Annotated in this window: 10 protein-coding genes and 1 rRNA gene; 1 reads left to right on the top strand and 10 read right to left on the bottom strand. The window is 35.4% G+C overall.

Annotation, left to right across the window (positions count from 1 at the left end; genetic code table 11):
* Positions 1–65: 65 nt before the first annotated feature.
* From N7277_RS05165 to ruvA, 5 genes are all read right to left on the bottom strand, one after another.
* Positions 66–1,582 (bottom strand): 16S ribosomal RNA (locus N7277_RS05165).
* A 605-nt stretch (positions 1,583–2,187) separates the two neighbouring features.
* Positions 2,188–2,484, bottom strand: coding sequence for a VanZ family protein (locus N7277_RS05160; protein WP_342455294.1), 297 nt, complete (start codon positions 2,482–2,484; stop codon positions 2,188–2,190).
* Between the two features lie 58 nt (positions 2,485–2,542).
* On the bottom strand, positions 2,543–2,920 hold the full coding sequence (gene gcvH, locus N7277_RS05155) for a glycine cleavage system protein GcvH (protein ID WP_104793984.1): 378 nt from the start codon (positions 2,918–2,920) through the stop codon (positions 2,543–2,545).
* Positions 2,921–3,049: 129 nt separating this feature from the next.
* On the bottom strand, positions 3,050–10,063 hold the full coding sequence (gene sov / locus N7277_RS05150; protein WP_274780643.1) for a T9SS outer membrane translocon Sov/SprA: 7,014 nt from the start codon (positions 10,061–10,063) through the stop codon (positions 3,050–3,052).
* 5 nt (positions 10,064–10,068) lie between these two features.
* Positions 10,069–10,653, bottom strand: a complete 585-nt coding sequence (gene ruvA / locus N7277_RS05145) for a Holliday junction branch migration protein RuvA (RefSeq protein ID WP_274780642.1) — start codon at positions 10,651–10,653, stop codon at positions 10,069–10,071.
* Between the two features lie 118 nt (positions 10,654–10,771).
* On the opposite strand from ruvA, the gene N7277_RS05140 reads away from it, so the two are divergent.
* Entirely contained in the window at positions 10,772–12,544 is a 1,773-nt protein-coding gene (locus N7277_RS05140) for an AMP-dependent synthetase/ligase (protein ID WP_274780641.1), read from the top strand.
* A 106-nt stretch (positions 12,545–12,650) separates the two neighbouring features.
* On the opposite strand, the gene N7277_RS05135 is transcribed toward N7277_RS05140, so the two are convergent.
* Genes N7277_RS05135 through N7277_RS05115 form a run of 5 tightly spaced genes read right to left on the bottom strand, consistent with a single transcriptional unit; the run spans position 12,651 to position 18,509 of the window.
* Positions 12,651–13,355 carry a carboxylesterase family protein gene (locus N7277_RS05135; protein ID WP_274780640.1) on the bottom strand — a complete coding sequence of 235 codons (705 nt, stop codon included), beginning with the start codon at positions 13,353–13,355 and terminating at the stop codon, positions 12,651–12,653.
* Between the two features lie 8 nt (positions 13,356–13,363).
* The gene (locus N7277_RS05130) at positions 13,364–14,740 is read right to left on the bottom strand and encodes a glucoamylase family protein (protein ID WP_274780639.1); all 1,377 of its coding nucleotides are present in this window, start codon (positions 14,738–14,740) and stop codon (positions 13,364–13,366) included.
* A gap of 33 nt (positions 14,741–14,773) precedes the next feature.
* On the bottom strand, positions 14,774–16,147 hold the full coding sequence (locus N7277_RS05125; protein WP_274780638.1) for a glucoamylase family protein: 1,374 nt from the start codon (positions 16,145–16,147) through the stop codon (positions 14,774–14,776).
* Positions 16,148–16,168: 21 nt separating this feature from the next.
* Positions 16,169–17,011, bottom strand: coding sequence for a LamG domain-containing protein (locus N7277_RS05120; protein WP_274780637.1), 843 nt, complete (start codon positions 17,009–17,011; stop codon positions 16,169–16,171).
* A 19-nt stretch (positions 17,012–17,030) separates the two neighbouring features.
* A complete protein-coding gene (locus N7277_RS05115) occupies positions 17,031–18,509 on the bottom strand; it encodes a RagB/SusD family nutrient uptake outer membrane protein (protein ID WP_274780636.1) in 1,479 nt (492 codons plus the stop codon).
* Between the last annotated feature and the right edge of the window lie 2 nt (positions 18,510–18,511).

Below are 18,511 nucleotides of genomic sequence, written 5' to 3'. Positions count from 1 at the left end.
TAAAAAACCAAAGCGAACTGAGTAAGTTCTTATTTTAATTTTGTTTTACGTCTAAAGACGCTCTAAAATGAGATGTTCCAGCCGCACCTTCCGGTACGGCTACCTTGTTACGACTTAGCCCTAGTTACTAGTTTTACCCTAGGCAGCTCCTATTACGGTCACCGACTTCAGGTACCCCCAGCTTCCATGGCTTGACGGGCGGTGTGTACAAGGCCCGGGAACGTATTCACCGCGCCATGGCTGATGCGCGATTACTAGCGATTCCAGCTTCATAGAGTCGAGTTGCAGACTCCAATCCGAACTGAGACCGGCTTTCGAGATTTGCATCACATCGCTGTGTAGCTGCCCTCTGTACCGGCCATTGTATTACGTGTGTGGCCCAAGACGTAAGGGCCGTGATGATTTGACGTCATCCCCACCTTCCTCTCTACTTGCGTAGGCAGTCTCACTAGAGTCCCCAACTGAATGATGGCAACTAGTGACAGGGGTTGCGCTCGTTGCAGGACTTAACCTAACACCTCACGGCACGAGCTGACGACAACCATGCAGCACCTTGAAAATTGTCCGAAGAAAGCTCTATTTCTAAAGCTGTCAATTCCCATTTAAGTCTTGGTAAGGTTCCTCGCGTATCATCGAATTAAACCACATAATCCACCGCTTGTGCGGGCCCCCGTCAATTCCTTTGAGTTTCACTCTTGCGAGCGTACTCCCCAGGTGGCTAACTTATCACTTTCGCTTGGTCTCTGAAGCTTGCGCCCCAAAAACGAGTTAGCATCGTTTACGGCGTGGACTACCAGGGTATCTAATCCTGTTCGCTCCCCACGCTTTCGTCCCTCAGCGTCAGTTATATCTTGGTAACCTGCCTTCGCAATTGGTGTTCTAAGTAATATCTATGCATTTCACCGCTACACTACTTATTCCAGCTACCTCAAATATACTCAAGACTTACAGTATCAATGGCAGTTCTATCGTTAAGCGACAGGCTTTCACCACTGACTTATAAGTCCGCCTACGGACCCTTTAAACCCAATAAATCCGGATAACGCTTGCACCCTCCGTATTACCGCGGCTGCTGGCACGGAGTTAGCCGGTGCTTATTCGTATAGTACCTTCAGCTACCCTCACGAAGGTAGGTTTATCCCTATACAAAAGAAGTTTACAACCCATAGGGCAGTCGTCCTTCACGCGGGATGGCTGGTTCAGGCTTTCACCCATTGACCAATATTCCTCACTGCTGCCTCCCGTAGGAGTCTGGTCCGTGTCTCAGTACCAGTGTGGGGGATCACCCTCTCAGGCCCCCTAAAGATCATCGCCTTGGTGAGCCGTTACCTCACCAACTAGCTAATCTTGCGCGTGCCCATCTCTATCCGCCGGAGCTTTCAATATTAATTGATGCCAATCAATATATTATGGAGTATTAATCTTCCTTTCGAAAGGCTATCCTCCAGATAAAGGTAGGTTGCACACGTGTTCCGCACCCGTACGCCGCTCTCAAGTTTCCGAAGAAACTCTACCGCTCGGCTTGCATGTGTTAGGCCTCCCGCTAGCGTTCATCCTGAGCCAGGATCAAACTCTCCATTGTATGTTTGTCTGACTCACTCAAAGTTGACTTCGCTTTGGTTTATTTTTTTTACTTGGTTGTTATATTGTATTTCAAAGATCTCTTTTTCTTTCGCGCCTCAGAAAGCTTTTCTGTCATCTTTCGTTTCTGATTTGCGAGTGCAAAAGTATAAATTATTTTTTAATTGACAAAACTTTTTTTGAAAAAATTTTTATTTTTTTTCGAGACCGTCAGTCGCACTATTTTATTAGTTAGTTTAACTTAATCTATCTCTTTCAAAAAAAACCTCTACTCTTCTGCGCTCCCTCATTTAAGGGACTGCAAAGGTAAGACTTTTTTCTTAACTTCCAAATATTTTTTGAAATATTTTTAAGTTTTTATTTCGTCTCTTTTTCTTAATTAGCTTCTGCTCTACCGTTATTTTGGTGATGCAAAAGTATAACGATAAACCAATACGATGCAAATGTTTTCTGAAAAAATTTATACAGCTGTTTAAATTGGGGAAAACATCATTCTGAAAATAAATAACTTACATGTGTTTTCAAAGTTATCCACAATAAGTAAATACGCTTTGTTTATTATGGTATAAGGTATAAACTCTAAGTAGAATTGGGGATTATAGTAGTTCAGAAGTAATAGTTTTTAATTTTTTGATAGGTAACATATCCTATTAATACTCCTAATGAATCTGCAATAAGGTCTAAAAATTCCATACTTCTTCCTAAATGCATTTCTCTTTGTAATATTTCTGTGCCTAATCCATATATAAACATGATAAAGAAAAATGTAAAAAATAGCATTCTGGGAAAAGATATTCTAAAAACAAATCCTAATAGGGCAAATATTGATATGTGTAGTATTTTATCAACTCCTGAGAACATGAACCAATATTCTTTGTTTTCTACTCCCGGTTTGAGGAGCATATATGTAAGTATTGCCCAATAAATGGGCAATACGTAATATCTAAATATGTGAGTTATTTTATCCAATGAGTTCTTGGTACTGTTCTGCAGTTAGTAATTCTGATTGGTCTGCACCTTCTGAAAGTTCTACTTTTACAATCCATCCTTTTCCGTATGGATCTGTGTTTACCAATTCTGGTTCGCCTTCTAATTCTTCATTAAACTCTATTACTTTACCTGAAACTGGTAAATATAAATCTGAAACGGTCTTTACTGCTTCTACGCTACCGAATACTTCTCCTGCATTCAAATCATCATCTACTGTATCTACATCTACAAAAACGATGTCTCCTAATTCGCTTTGTGCAAAATCGGTGATTCCTACCGTAGCTACGTTTCCTTCTAGTTTAACCCATTCGTGATCTTTGGTGTACTTTAATTCTGATGGTGTGTTCATTTCTAAATTTATTTTTCCCAAAATTAATGAAATTATATGGAGGTTGCAAAAAAGTTTTTTCTAAAAAAAATAGAACCAAATAAATTTGATTCTATTCTATATTATATACTATATATATTATACGTGTATTTAGAAACCTTGACCTCCTCCAAAATTAAAGGTAGCGGTAATACCAGCTCTAACTGTAGAAAGTGGAAATGCTGTAGAAATTTTATACTTGGTCATTAATTGATCATAGAAGAATCTTAAATTAAAGTTTTGAGAGATGTTATAATCTGCCGAAACTTTTACGCTCATTAATCTTTGACCTCCGGTAATCTGTGAGTCATCTAATAATATATTGGTGATTCTGGTTTGATTATCTCTTAGTGAAAAATCCGCTCTTACATTTAAATCACTTTTCAGATTTTTTTCTTTTCCTTGATATCTGACTTTGATTTTTAAATCTTTTAAAATATATCCAAAACCAAAAACATATTCAGAGCCTAAATCTTCGGTCAAGGTATGATTTACCAAACCGAGTGTATACATTCTGTTCTTATTATATTGTAAACGGAACTGCATATTGTTTCTCATGGTAACATCTGCTCCTAAAAGTGGAGAGAAGTCTTCTACATAGCCTATTGTATTAAATGTATATGGATTGTACACATCATTATTGATATCATATTGAGGCGCTCCAGGATTTACATTCTTATTATAATAGTCTACACTTTTCTGAATTCCAGTTGCGGTATAAGTAGATGTGTAAGCATGAAGAATATCAAACTTAGCAAACTGACTATTAATAAAAGGTATGTTTTTAATTCCTGAATAGGTAATTCTCCAATTTGGCATTGGGAATTTAGATTTTTCTAAATTGTTATTTCTAGTTGGAGATTTTCCTTCAATGGCTGCTTGGAAAGCTGGAATCAAAACATAAGCATTGGCTTTGCTGTAATGTTCTGCATAACCATCAGCTTGTGGTGTTCCATACAATTGAGAAATCGCCTTAGCGTTATCAATGATTTTTTCGTAAATATTATTGCTTCCAAAACTTGTTTTCAAGAGAATATTAGAATTGGTAAACGTAATCATTTCACTAGCGAATGAAAAATCAAACTGAGGCGTACTGCTAATAGCATCTACATTAAAATTACCATGCATTAAATTCTTCATGTAATTTTTAGTAAAACTCACATCTATTCTAAAATCATTGATAGGCTGAATCTGAATATTTCCTGTAAGATTTCTAGTAGTCATCTGAGAATATGCTTCCGTCATGTATTGTGAAGAAGAAATCCAACTGTTTTCTATGACATATCTTCTGATGTCTGCTTGAGAACCTAATAAGAATCCAAAAGTTGGCCCGCCAATTCCTTTTCCGTATCCATAGAAATTAGGAGAAGATAATAATCCCGGTAAAACGGTTCCGTTATTTTCAGTATAATTAAAATCTAATTGTTTTATCGCCGTTAATGCATAAGCAAAAGCTTGAGTAGGTGTCAATTTATTTTTAAAAGTATAGGATTTGAACGCATTTCGCCTTCCTTTTTTCAAAAAATTCTGAGTATAGACATTATTCAGAGAATCTATTTCGGATTTTCTGGCATTCATTTTATCATTAACTTTTCTAAAATACTTAAACTTATTGAAGAAACTATTAAAATCTGCACCTCCCGATACATTAATATTATTGGTATTCTGTGCCAAGTTCCCCAGTTTTACTCCATTAGTATCTACCATTGCTGTAGAACGAGCACTCCAATTGTATTGTACGCCGTAACCAATTTCTGTATTTACAAAGTCTAAATATGGTAAATTTTCGAATGGGAATCTGTAACTCAACTGAATTCTATGGTTATAAAGAACCGGTCTTCCTTTTTGGAAAACATTTTGGAAAATAGAACTTCTGTCAAAGGTTTGAATATCTAGCTGGTCATTAATCGTTCTGGTAGCAGATGAAATATCTAATTTGAGGGATTTGGTTAAATTAAATCCTACGTTATATTGCCATCCGAAGAAGAAGTTTCGGTTTTTAATCACATCAAAATCCGCTGAAGAATTCCCGTTAAGTAGCGCATCAATATTTCTAAATTCTAATTCATTATAATTTCTATCTAACTCTGTTCTGAAAGAAACTTTGGTAGGAACTAAATTAAAATTAATTTCTTTTGCCCATTTCAGATAAGGATAAGATTTGGCGGTATCACTTATAATTTTATTAAATGGCTTAAGATTCCAAGGTTTAAAATTAAAACTGTAATCTATATTTCCTCTTAAATATTGTCTGTAATTATCTTTGGTGTATACATCTCTATACTTGTCATCATTATACATTAGAGAGATGGATAGGTTTTCTACATCATAGAATTTTGGTTTTTTATTAGGATTCATTCTATCCTTTCTCATATTGAGTACCCCAATACTTCTTTGCTGCGTATACGTTCTTGCTACTTTTTTCAGTTCGTCTTTCTTTGGATCCTTGCTAAATTCTACATCATCATTCAGTGGATTGTACTTAGGATCTTCTATGGTTTGAGAATAAGAATAATTCACAGGAATTTTAAGTCCTAATTTTTCTGGTAAGAATTTATCTACATTCACCATCGTATTGATACCAAAGGCTGAGTTAGTGGTTTGTGAACGTTCTACAGGTTTTTGGTTAATAAAACCAAATCCAATGGTAGAATATGCTCCACTTGCATTTACCGTAGCAAAATCTCCTAAATTAAAGTTAAGATTCGCATTTCCAGCATAACCACCTTTATTTTCTATACCCGAAAGTCTGATTTCATTAACCCAAAGAATAAGGTTTTTATCTACTGCATCATTATTCCTTACCCCAATCATCATAGTGGTAATGTTTCCTAAACTAGGTCTACCTTTTACATAGAAACTTTTATCTTCATCTCCAAAATCAGCAGATGTAAATCGTTCTGTAGTAACAGCAGAGTTCTTATCTCTCAAGATTTTTAAATCTACAAAATTTTGAATGGCTAATCTCACCGTATTTTCGTTCGGCCAAATATCAAGCGGAGAAGTTGCATTCGGAGCGGTATATTTTAGCGAAGCTTCATATTCATAGTAGTTATCTGTAGCATCACTACCGAACCTGATGAAGAATTTTGCGTTTTTATCTAGATTTGAAGTTTTATTAATTAAATCTTCTGCGTGTACAAACAACTCTAGATTCTGGAATCTTCTCATATCCAAAGCGATATTTTTGAAAACCCCTCTCGCTTCATTTTTAGGCAAAGTAGTTTTCATATAAAGAGAAGCTTCGTTTTGTCTTTGTGCGCCTGCGTTTCCGCTGAGAACCTGTCTCTCAATTCCTGGAGGCAACACATAAGGTGGAGTTCCCAAAGCATTTTCTTCTAGATTTACGCTTCCTACATCAAATTTAGAGTTATCTGAAATACCTGTTCCTTCAGAAGTAGTATTTACACTATTTGCATAAATCTGTTTACCATATTTTCTCCATTCACTTCTTACCAGGTCTAAAGTTCCGAATCTTATGGTAGCGGTTTCATCAAAACCAGTAAGCATCATTCTGGCAAATCTCACATTATTTAAAATTTGGTCTGCACCAGAAGTTTCGGTAGAAGAATTATAATTGGCAACTGGAATTCTGAATAAGAACCATTTATTTTTAGAAGTTTGTCCGTTTTGGAATTTAACTTCTACTTCTTTTACATCTACAATATTATTTCTTCCTAAAACCAATTCGCTTTGTGCTAAATTAATATCATACTGATTGTAATTTTCGCTTTGGTCTAGATTATAATCTTTATTTACATCTTCTGCATCAGGAGTTTGAGAAGAGACTTCTAAAGAATTAGACTGAGAGTTTCCATCTGGGTTTCTAAAATATTTATAACGCTCAATCATAGATGAAGCTAACGCACCCTGAAACTGACTTGAAAGGTAAAATACAAAATCATCTGCAGCTGGGTCTGGCTCGTTTTTTACTGGATTAATGAAATTGGTATTAAAAGCAGTAGCTTCCGCTACATTATCTAAACCATCAAAACCTACATCCTGAGCTGTTCTTTCTTCGTTTTCTGTACCAAAAGCATATAAAACTGGGAATTGGTCTGGCTGAGTTCCCCAATTGGTAGAAGAAGTTTTCGCTGGAGTTTTTGGTGTAGGCAATCCATTTTCATATTGTAGTTTGCCATCTTTCAGAATATCTTCTGAAACGTTTCCTAATTGCAACATTAATTTAGGAGCAGTTCCTAAATATTTACCGTCTGCATAAGGATCCATCATCCAAAATTCCACATATTCTATATTCGAACTTCTGAAGTTAGAAACCGTAATCGGTCTCATTAAACCAGCCCATCTCTGTGATGGGATTTCTGCATTTTGATTTAAGTTATACGGACCTCTTTCTTTAGGATAATAAGTAATATCAAAAGTATTGGTGAACGTTTGTTCACCCGCTACAAAATCTCTATTGTTAAAAAGTTCTATCATTTGAACTCTTCTGGAAGCGTGATTAGAAAGTGCTTCAGCATTAATTCCATTCGGTGCTTTTCCTCCAACTCCATAGAACCTAGGGTCTATATTGTACCAAGAGAGTAAACCTCTTCCATATCCATTGGTCAAGTCATTATTATTAGAACTTCCGAAACCAATTTCTGGTTTAGACGCTAAACTCCAAACCGCAGGTTCTTTTAATGAAATTTTAGAAGTGGTTTGTTCAAAATCATCAATGTAAGATTCATCATTGATTCCTTTATTTTGACCTGGGATAAGATATGCTCCTTCTAATTTCAAATTAATATTAGACGGTGCTTCTGTATTGATAAACGGAATTTTATCTGTAAGTCTGGTTAAAAACTGTGATTGGTTATTATACATTAAATTAAAACCAGCCATCGTGTTATTCACCGCTTCGAAACCTGTTTGTACTTTTTGGGTCAATGGTGTTTCTGAATAATTCACCACAGTTGCACCAATGGTAAGATTTTCGTTAAATTTTCTCTCGAGATTTAATCCTAAAAATCTTTTTCTCTGTGTGTTGAAGGTTAATTGGTTTTCTAAACTCACGTTGATAGCTTGACCAGATTGTTTTACCATTTCATTGATAATGGTAACTTGGCCCAACATATAATCTACCGTGTAATCTACGCCTTCTGTAAGTACTACTCCATTTGCAGTTACTTTTACAGAACCACGCGGAACATTTATCGCTCCCAGAGAAATTCCTGTTCCCTGCGAACCTTTATATCTACCTTCGATGGTATATCTAAGCGCTAAATTATTTTCAGAAGCGACTTGTTTTTGTTGGGTATACAGTTCATTGAAAACAAATTTCGGATCATTGCTTCCTAAAACAGATTCTAAGTAGCTACCAAAAGGTTGAGCTTTGGTAAACATTACTCTACCGTTTTGTGCATCTACCGTAATTCCCTGTACAAAGTCAAATAAACCATCTCCTTGTTGCCCATTCGTATTGTTCTGAATATCGTTATTCACATTCAGTCTATCCCAATTCAGTAATTTCAATAAATTTTGGTCTGCAACAGGTGTTCCTGGTAGATAATTTACTTTTCCCCCACTGTCATTATCACGATATAAAACATTTAACAAGAAATTTTGTGAGTCAATTTGATTGGCATTTAATGAATAAACGTTTTTCATCATTAAATTCCACATCGGTGAAGTAGTTTTTACGGAAACGTTCGGTTTCAGTAATTTGGTAATCACTACTGGACTTTCTTCGGAAAATTCCCCTACTTTATAGACTTTGCTGTCACCAGAAACGGTATAAGAGAAAGACGCTGCCAAAAGTTGATTGTCATTTAATCTTTGATTCAAAGAAATATAACCCACTTGTGGATTAAAGGTATATTCAGCAGGATTTAATCTTTTTGCTTTTCGGTTAAAGATAAAATGTTCTCCATCTTTATAGCTTGGGTCGCCTGTAGTATTCGGAAGTGATTGATTGTTAATTGAATTGTAGGTTTGGTTTACATCTCTTATTCCGCCAAGATTGGCTACGGCATTATAAACACCTAAATTAGAATTGTCCGGGAAACTTCCTCCTTCTCCTAAATCTCTAATCCCGAGAATACTTTTCTGCTCTTGCAAATTACCAGAACCTTGGTCTAAAACCCAAAGTTCTAATCGAGTAATCGAAATTCTAGAATTGATTAAAGGATAATTGGCTAAAGCATTGTCATAATTATTTAAGAAATATTGACCTAAGAAATAGTGCTGATTATCTTCGTAATCATAGGCATTTATTTTGAAGGTTTGCATTACGCCACCTCCTTGAACTACAATATTTCTGGCTTCACCTTGTTGCTGAGAAAACACCAAAGTTCCGTACGTTTTTCCTAATTGAAATTCGGTTTTCAAACCAAAAAGAGATTCAGAACCTCTGATTAAATTGGTAGAAAGTGGCATGTTCACATTACCGAATTCTACTCTTTTTATAATTTTATCTTCGCCTCCTTTCAGTGGATTTTTTGCTTCGCTGATGGCTTGATTTTGTAAATCTCTCCAGGTTCCTTTGGCTTGCCAAACGAGATTCATTCTATTCTCAAATGCAAAACCAGACTGCGTATCGTAATTGGCTTTGAGTTGTAGATTTTCTCCAACCTTTCCTAAAACACCTAGCTGAATTCTCTGCTGAATATTAATCGCAAAATTGGTTCTGTTTTGGGGAAGAATTAATGGATTCTCAATTTTCTGGTACAAACCTCCTAAATCAAAACTCGCAAATCCATTTGGGATTAATTCTATTTTATTGCTTCCAAAAATGGTTTCAAAAATTTTATTTTTAATGGTAACACTTTGAATTAAGCCTTTATTTTCGGCTTCTTTTTTATCTTCTTTGTAGAGATTTCCACCGAAAGCTTTTTGCTGATAATAATCTTTGAGGCTATTATTAAGTGTGTAAGTAGAATATTCTTTTGGGGTAAGAACAATTGGCGCTCCTGTTACAATATTCCCAACTTTTGGATAGAGATAATACATCCCTGTTTTTACATCATAAAACGCTTCGTACCTTGTAGGATTGGGCAAGGCATAATCTTTCCTTATAGAAATATTCGCTGTATCTAAAGGCTTTTGCTGCGCAAAAAATAGCGCAGAAAAACATAAAAATACAATCGAAAAATAGATTTTATGCAGAGGAAAAGTTTTCTTCACTTGTGTTATATAGTTTTTAGAATTTGTTTCACCAACTCTTCGGTTTGCAAATCTGGATTTTGTTTTAAAATTCTATCGGCAATCTTCTCACTCATCTTTTTAGGAATCCCTAAAACTTCTAAAGCAGATAACGATTCTTCTTTCACTTTATTGTCTGCAAAAGCAGAAATGTTCTCTGTAGAAACCCCGAATTTTTCTACCTTATCTCGTAAATCTACGATAATTCTTTCAGCGGTTTTAGCACCAATTCCTTTTACTTTTTGGAGCAGGGCAGAATTTTTATTGAGAATAGCTTGCGCAATGTCTTTAAGATCTAATGAAGAAAGCAGAATAAGCGCAGAAACTGCACCCACTCCGTTTACGGAAATAAGAAGATTAAACATCTCTTTTTCTTCTTTGGTATAAAACCCGAAAAGCAAATGTGCATCTTCTCTGATGATTTGCTGTGTAAAAAGAAAAACTTCTTTCCCTAAAGAAAGTCGCTGAGATGTTTGCAAAGAAATACCTACATAATAACCCACTCCATTTACCTCTATCACCACATAAGTAGGAGTAAGTTCTTGAACAATACCTTTTAATGAAAAAATCATAGTTTTTTAATAATCTTCAAAGATAACAAATCTCTAAAAATTAAAAATCAATTTATACGCATAAAACATGCAATAATTCGTAATTTTGGGAAGTTATAATATAAATAGTAAACAAACAATGAAAAACCTACTTCAGCTTTTAGAAGAAAACACCAAAAAATTCCCACAGAAAACCGCTCTTAGCTTTAGAAACGGTGACGAAATAGAGATTCTTACCTGGAAAAAATTCTGGGCAATGGTTTGCCAAACTGCAAACGGATTGCATACTCTAGACGTAAAAAAGGGAGATTGTGTAGGTGTTTTTTCTCAAAATTCTAAAGATTGGATTATTTTTGACGTTGCCGTGCAAATGTTGGGAGCCATTACCATTCCCATTTACGCCACCAATAATTACGACCAGACCGAATACATCATCAAGCAAACCGAAATGCAGCACATTTTGGTGGGAGACACGCCTCAACTTGAAATTCTGAAAAGTGCCGAGAAACATTTGAGCAAAAAATTACATATTTTCACGTCTCATGTCATAAAAGACGAAGCCGAAAACATTACTTATTTCCCAGATTTTATCAAGCATTTTGCTACGGAAAGAAACCTCATCGATATTTCAGATGAAGATTTGGCAACCATTCTATACACTTCTGGAACTACAGGAATCCCGAAAGGTGTAATGCTTACACATGGTGGCTTCAAAGCGGTAGTTGCGGCACACAAAGAATTTTTCAGTTTCGACAATTTGTACGATATGAAATCTTTGGCTTTTTTACCATTAAGTCACATTTTCGAAAGAAGCTGGACGCTTTTTGTACTTTCTCAAGGTGGTGAAGTTGCCATTTTAGAAGACCCCAAAAATATCTTGAACACGCTGAAACATGTTCAGCCAACTGCAATGTGTGCCGTACCAAGATTCTACGAAAAAGTATATCAAACTTTAGTTAAAAAAATAGAAGCTTCTTCCCCTACGAAACAAAAACTTTTCAAAAAAGCTTTGGAAGTTGGCGCTAAAGTAGCTGATAAAAAAAGAACTGGTGCTAAAGTTCCGTTTGGTTTACAATTACAGTTTAGTTTCTTTGACAAATTGGTTTTCAGAAAAATTAAAAATGAATTGGGCGGAAATCTTTCGTTTTTACCTTGTGGTGGAGCGATGCTGAAAAAAGAAATTTCAGAATTTTTTGCAGCCATCGGTTTACCAGTGATTGTGGGATATGGACTTACCGAAACTACCGCTACAGTTACTGCACTTCCTCCGAAAAATTATGTGTACGGAAGCGTAGGAAAAGCTCTACCAGGTGTAGAAATTAAAATAGGAGCAGATGATGAAATCTTGGTAAAATATAAAGGAGTGATGAAAGGTTACTACAAAAACGAAGAAGAAACAGCTAAAGTTTTCACGGAAGATGGTTATTTCAGAACGGGTGATGCTGGTAGAATAGACGAAGAAGGAAATCTATATATTACCGATAGAATTAAGGATTTAATGAAAACTTCTAACGGGAAATATATTGCGCCACAAAGTATAGAAATCCCATTACAAAGCAATCCTTACATTGCACAAGCGATGGTAATTGCCGAAGGAAAACCTTATGTTTCTGCAGTGATTGTTCCGAATTTTGAAACCTTAATGGAAAAATACGAGGAATTTAAAAATTACCTTTCTCTAAATATTGAAGAGAAGAAAAAATTACTGGAAACGCCTTTCATTAAAGAAACTTTTGAAAAAGTAGTGAACGATATTCAAAAGGAATTTGCAAGTTTTGAAAAAATTAAAAAGTTCAAACTTTTACCAGAAGAATTTACCATAGAACGTGGCGAAATTACCCCAACACTAAAAATAAAACGTAAAATTATTCTAGAAAAATTCAATGCTTTGATTGAGGGAATGTATGCGTAGAAGATGATTATAATTCACCATATATGAAAAGTTGAATAGAAATATTAACAAGTCTAAAAAAACAAAACCCCTCCAAAAATTTGGAGGGGTTTTTATTTGTAAACTGTTATTTCTTTTTCTGTGAGAGAAGCCACTTGTAAAATTCTGGGTTAGAATAAGTAGAATCCCAAGAATTGTGATTATCATTCGGGAAGATAATGAGTTCTGCTTTTGGATTAATCGGGTGAACTTTCATCCAAAAATTAGTCGCGTTTTCTGGCAACACCACATCATCCATTCCGCCATGATAAATTTTCAGGTTCATGTCTTTATAATTGTGGATATTGGCTAGCATCACTCTGTCTGTAGGCGCACAAACAGAAGCTACTGCTGCAAACATTTCAGGATGTTCTCCTGCCAATTTCAGCGTTCCCCAACCTCCCATAGATAAACCTGTGATATAAATTCTTGACGCATCTATTTTATATTTCTGCACGATTTCTTGAATCAAAAAATACACGGCTTGTGTATCCCACCACATATTTTCGGGACATTGCGGTGCAAGAATTGCCACAGGTTCCTGCATTAAATTTTTATAGGTAAACGGACTGTGCGCTTTTACCATTTCTAAATTGGTTCCTCTTTCACCAGAACCGTGTAAAAAAACAATAAGCGGAACATTTCCTTTAGCGTTTTGAGGATAATCAAAAACGTAAGAAATATTTTTTTCTACTTTCACTTCTTTCTTGAATTCTGCTTTTATTTCTTGAGCATTTGCTTGACTGATAAAGCCAAATGCAAGTAACGCCGTGATTTTTAAAATGAATTTCATCTTCATATTTATTTAATGTTATACTTCTCTGATTTGAATTCTAATTTTTTAAGCCCTTGTTTGATTTCTGGTGCGTTCATAAACAACTTCCAAAGGAAACCTGTTCTATAATTTTCAATCATGGGAGCAATTGTTCCTTGGTCAATAGCCAAATAACGTGGCGTAAACCAATTATCATAATGAATAGAAGTCGCATCAAAAGGACCTGCACTACCAATAAATTCTGGTTTCTGCGTATACATAAATCTTAAAAATTTCATCGATTCTTTAGGCGAATACGGAAAACTACTCAAAGCAGCAGTTGGCGTAATTACACCTCTATCTTCAGTGGGCTGATGCGCGGTATAACCTACTCCACCATCATTATTTCTGGTGTAACTTGCGGTAAGTCCCCAATAATTTTCGCCATATCCTTTCCAATCTTTAGGATTTTCTACACAATATTGATAATCAATGAGCACTTGGTTTTTATTCAAATCAAAATAATTTTTGATAAGTCTATCACTTAAACCAGTTGGGTCTAAACCAATGTACGAATAATGTGCCCAAAATAAAGGACCTCCATATTCCTCAGAATAATTGTGTTTCACATAAAGCGGAAGTCCGTACTTAGACTTATCTGTAAGGTAGGTTCCGTTTCTAGTCCAGCCTTGATAATAAGTTTCTGCATCTATAGCATGAGTAGGCGATGAAGCTGCTAAAATATAGGTAATCAGACATTCATTATAACCTTGCAATGGGAAATTCATCTCCCACTGATATTCTGGTGACCAATGCCAATACAACACTTTTTCGCCACCTTTGGTGTACCAATTCCATTCAATTCCTTTCCAAAGTTCGTCACATTTTTGAGCCAATGCTTTTTCTTCTGCATTACCATCTTTAAAATATTCGCGAACCATTAAAATCCCTGAAGTGAGAAAAGCGGTTTCTACTAAATCTCCACCATTGTCTTTTCTGCCAAAAGGAACTACTTTTCCGGTTTCTCCATTAATCCAATGACTCCATGCTCCGTGAAAACGATCTGCTTTGGCTAAGAAATCCATCATGGTATTGAGTCTTTTCACGGCTTCGTCTCTTGGAATAAAGCCTCTTTCTACTCCTACCAAAACGGTGGCTAAACCAAAACCTGAACCACCTGTAGTAACTACATGTTTATCATTTTGAGGGTAGATATTGTCTTCGTGATAACGTTCTCTTCCCAGCAATGAATTAGGTTCTGCATAGTTCCAAAAATATTTGAGTGCATCTTTTTGAACCTTATCCATTAATTGTTGGTCTGTTAATTTTGAAGTTTCTGTATTCTTGGTCTCAGTCACGGTTTTTTGAGACTGACAAGAACTCAAAGTGAAACTTGCAAAAAGAAATATGATTATTTTTTTCATTTTTATTAATAATTAAACCTATTCGAATAAATTTTAGAATCCATATTGAGTAGAATGGAAACCTAATTTCAGTAAACCTTGTTTTACATCTGGAGCATTCATAAACAACTGCCATAAAAATGCCGAACGATGGTTTTCTACCATCGGCGCGATTGTTCCTTGGTCTATTGCTAAATATCTTGGAGTTACCCAATTGTAATGTACAGAATATGCATCATAAGGCCCTGCAACACCGATGTATTTTTTATAATTTTCATTGTATAAAAATCTTAAAAAATTCATACTTTCTGTAGGCGTATAAGGCATATCCGAAATAGCTGCTGTAGGAGAAATTATTCCTAAGTCGTTATTCGGTTGATGAGCTGCATAATCATCTCCTCCAGTTTGGGGATTTCTAGAATAACTTGCCGTTAAACCCCAACTTTTAGAATTGTATCCTTGCCAACTTTTAGGATTGGTAACACAGTACTGATACATAATTTTGGAATGATTTACCACTGCATCTCCATAATTTACATAGTCATCTCTTAAACCTCTAGGATCTAATCCTAAGAAAGAATAATTTGACCAAAACATAGGGCCAACTGTTCCGTTTGCTCCGTTATGATTTACTATTAAAGGAATTCCGTATTGTGAGGCAGATGTTTTTATAGCACCACTTCTTGCCCAACCTTCGGTGTAAACCGTTTTTTCAATAGCATAATTAGGTGAAGCTGCCGCTAAAACATATGTGATTAAAGTTTCATCAAAACCTCGCAATTGGTGATTCATCTCAAAATTATAATTAGGTGACCAATGCCAATACAAAACGTTTTGACCTTGAGTATACCAATTCCACTCGATTCCTTTCCATAAATCGTCTGCTTTTTTTGAAATGGCTAACTCTGTAGCATCTGACGAATTTTTAAAATATTCTCTTACACAGATTAAACCTTGAGCTAGAAAAGCAGTTTCTACTAAATCTCCTCCATTATCTTTTGTGCTGAAAGGAATAACATTTCCTGTATTTTCATCCATCCAATGTGCCCAAGCACCATGAAAACGATTGGCGTTTTGTAAGAAATTAAGAGCGGTCGATAATCTAGAAACGGCATCGGTTCTCGTTACATAACCATTTTTAATCCCTACTAAAATCGTCATCAACCCGAAACCAGAACCACCAGTAGAAACTACATGAGCATCTTGACCAGGATTATCGGTATGATATCTTTCTCTGGCTAATTTAGAATTAGATTGTGCATAATCCCAAAAATATTTAAGTGCATCTTTCTGAACCATTTCTATAATTTCTGGGTCTGTGTAGGTTTGGGGAGTGTCTGTAGGTGTAGGTGGATTTGGCTCTGTTCCAGAGGTAGTCTCAGAAGAACAACTGCCACACAAAAGTATGGCAGTTGCTAAAATTTTCATGAAATTATTATATTTCATCTATTATTTTTTCTTAGTGTATAAAGTATTTACTTCGGCAGCAGTAAGTGCAGTAGCATACAGTCTAAATTGGTCAATACCTCCATTCCATGAATTTTTCAACCAATCATCTGCTCCTTGACTTACTTGTTGTGCAGTAAATTCTTGTGGTCCTGCTCCAATTTTTAATCCTGTAATTTTAGTAGGCTCTAAAACTACATTTCCATGACCTGTCCACTCTGGTGCATTTGCATGTGCTACTCCATCTTTGTAAAGCGTCATTTTAGAAGTACCTGCATCATAAACAAATGCTAAGTGGTGCCAGTTATTATCATACAGACCTGTAACTGCATTAGCTCCTGTCCATTCAAACCATTTTTCACTGGTTTTATCTTTTACAAAGAACTTTACTACAGGCTGTGCAACTGAACCTTCTGTAAGTAAAAACATAGATGCTGCAGACCAGTGATAAGAAGAAGCAGCAGGCATACTGAAAATATGATCTGTTTTTAAATCTCCTTTTTTTACCCAAACAGATAGTGAAAAACTTTTTGCTTCTTTAGCAAAATCATTTGCACTGCTATATTTGATATACTTATAATTTGCACCTTGTGCTGCTTTTCCTTTTGCTCCATCAATTGAAGCTAATGGATTATCAGATGGGAATTTTGCTCTAATACTGTCTACTGCATTCATTAATGGATTACTAGTAGTACCATCAAAAGCAACATAAAATTTTAACGGTCCACCTGGTTGATTGGCATCTTTAGGATAATCTCCTAATTCTGGTCTATCTAAATTTTGACAAGAAAACATCAAAAATGAAATAGAAAGAGCACCAAAAATTTTGAATATTTTATTTTTCATTTTTTGTAAGTCTTAAAGATTAATAATTAGGATTTTGAACTAAAACTCCTTGAGATTTGTCAATAGCTTCTTGAGGAATTGGGAAATACTTGTTTTTATCTGTATATCCTTTTGCTCCTAAAACTGCAGGTGCATCTCCCCATCTTACTAAGTCGTAGAATCTTTCGAATTCCATTGCGAATTCTATTCTACGTTCTTGTTTAATAGCCGTTCTTAGTGTAACTTGATCTGCTGCAGTAGTATTTGTAAGTCCTGCTCTGTTTCTGATCATATTTACATAATTAGCCGCTTTACCAGACTGTCCTAATTCATTAGCAGCTTCAGCAGCCATTAAAACTACATCTGCATAACGTATAATTTTGATATTTTCCCAGTGGTTTTTGTTTTGTGCATATTGAATTCTTTCTGCTGGATAAGTATAAGCTTTTCCATTCCAATACTGTTGAGCTACAGTAGGTACACTAGGTAATGTATATCCTGCACTGCTATAAATATCTGGACCTCCTGAAGTTAAAATTGTAGTTTTCTTACGTAAATCTCCATTTTCATAAGCTGCTACCAATTCTACAGATGGTACATTAAAGCCCCAACCTAAATCCCAAGTTCCAGAACCTCTAACTCCTTGACATTCGTAGAAATTATTGGTGTACTTAGTTGGATAATCATAAGTTTTTTGGATTTCAAAAACAGATTCTTTAGAGTTATTCCCTGCTTTTGTAAACTCATTATCATAAGAAGCATTTAATTGATATACTCCAGAGTTGATTACTGTTTCTGATAATTCAAGCGCTTTAGCCCAATTTCCTTGGTAAAGGTAAAGTTTTGCTAATAGTGCATTTGCCATTCCTTTAGTTGCTCTACCTAGGTAAGAACTTGGCCATTGAGTTGGTAAAACTTCTGCAGCTTCTGTTAAATCTTTTATGATTTGAGCGTCTACTTGTGCCACTGTGCTTTTAGGCGCTACCTCATCTGCAGGAACGTCTATCGTTTTAAGATTGATTGGAACTTCTCCATAATCTCTTCTTAACTCAAAGTAACAAAATGCTCTAATTGCTTTTGCTTCTGCAATATTTACCATCGTTCCGTTTGATGTATCTCCAGAAGCTACTGCTGTATTGATTAATTCATTAGCATCATAAATAATTTTATAATGACCATTCCAATTATTTTTAATGTGTCCATTAGTTGCTACATAACCGAAATTATTAAAAACATTACCATCTGTAGCAGCATCTGATGCTGTACTTCCTTTTTCATTGTCATCTGCTCTGATACAGTGTGTCCAAACGTAAGTAAAATCACTTACACCACCTTCTGTTCTTAGACTCGCATATAAACCGAAAGCACTTGCTTCAAAACCACCTAAAGGAACTTCGTCTCCTACTGGTCTTCCTTCTGGTTTTAAATCTAACCAATCATCATTACAACTTTGAAGTGAGCTAGCACTTATCAATAAAACTCCACCTAAAAGTAGATTCTTAATTATATTTATTTTCATTA

Origin of the sequence: Cloacibacterium sp. TD35, assembly GCF_028864635.1 — a bacterium.
In the GTDB taxonomy this organism is placed as follows: domain Bacteria; phylum Bacteroidota; class Bacteroidia; order Flavobacteriales; family Weeksellaceae; genus Cloacibacterium.
The sequence above is the reverse complement of the archived record's forward strand: the minus strand, read 5'-3'. Positions and strand labels throughout refer to the sequence as shown.

What these genes read in the sequence shown, in the direction of transcription:
- N7277_RS05160 (WP_342455294.1), bottom strand. Translation starts at nt 2,484, where the DNA reads ATGCTCCTCAAACCGGGAGTAGAAAACAAAGAATATTGGTTCATGTTC.
- gcvH (WP_104793984.1), bottom strand. Translation starts at nt 2,920, where the DNA reads ATGAACACACCATCAGAATTAAAGTACACCAAAGATCACGAATGGGTT.
- ruvA (WP_274780642.1), bottom strand. Translation starts at nt 10,653, where the DNA reads ATGATTTTTTCATTAAAAGGTATTGTTCAAGAACTTACTCCTACTTAT.
- N7277_RS05140 (WP_274780641.1), top strand. Translation starts at nt 10,772, where the DNA reads ATGAAAAACCTACTTCAGCTTTTAGAAGAAAACACCAAAAAATTCCCA.
- N7277_RS05135 (WP_274780640.1), bottom strand. Translation starts at nt 13,355, where the DNA reads ATGAAATTCATTTTAAAAATCACGGCGTTACTTGCATTTGGCTTTATC.
- N7277_RS05130 (WP_274780639.1), bottom strand. Translation starts at nt 14,740, where the DNA reads ATGAAAAAAATAATCATATTTCTTTTTGCAAGTTTCACTTTGAGTTCT.
- N7277_RS05125 (WP_274780638.1), bottom strand. Translation starts at nt 16,147, where the DNA reads ATGAAAATTTTAGCAACTGCCATACTTTTGTGTGGCAGTTGTTCTTCT.
- N7277_RS05120 (WP_274780637.1), bottom strand. Translation starts at nt 17,011, where the DNA reads ATGAAAAATAAAATATTCAAAATTTTTGGTGCTCTTTCTATTTCATTT.
- N7277_RS05115 (WP_274780636.1), bottom strand. Translation starts at nt 18,509, where the DNA reads ATGAAAATAAATATAATTAAGAATCTACTTTTAGGTGGAGTTTTATTG.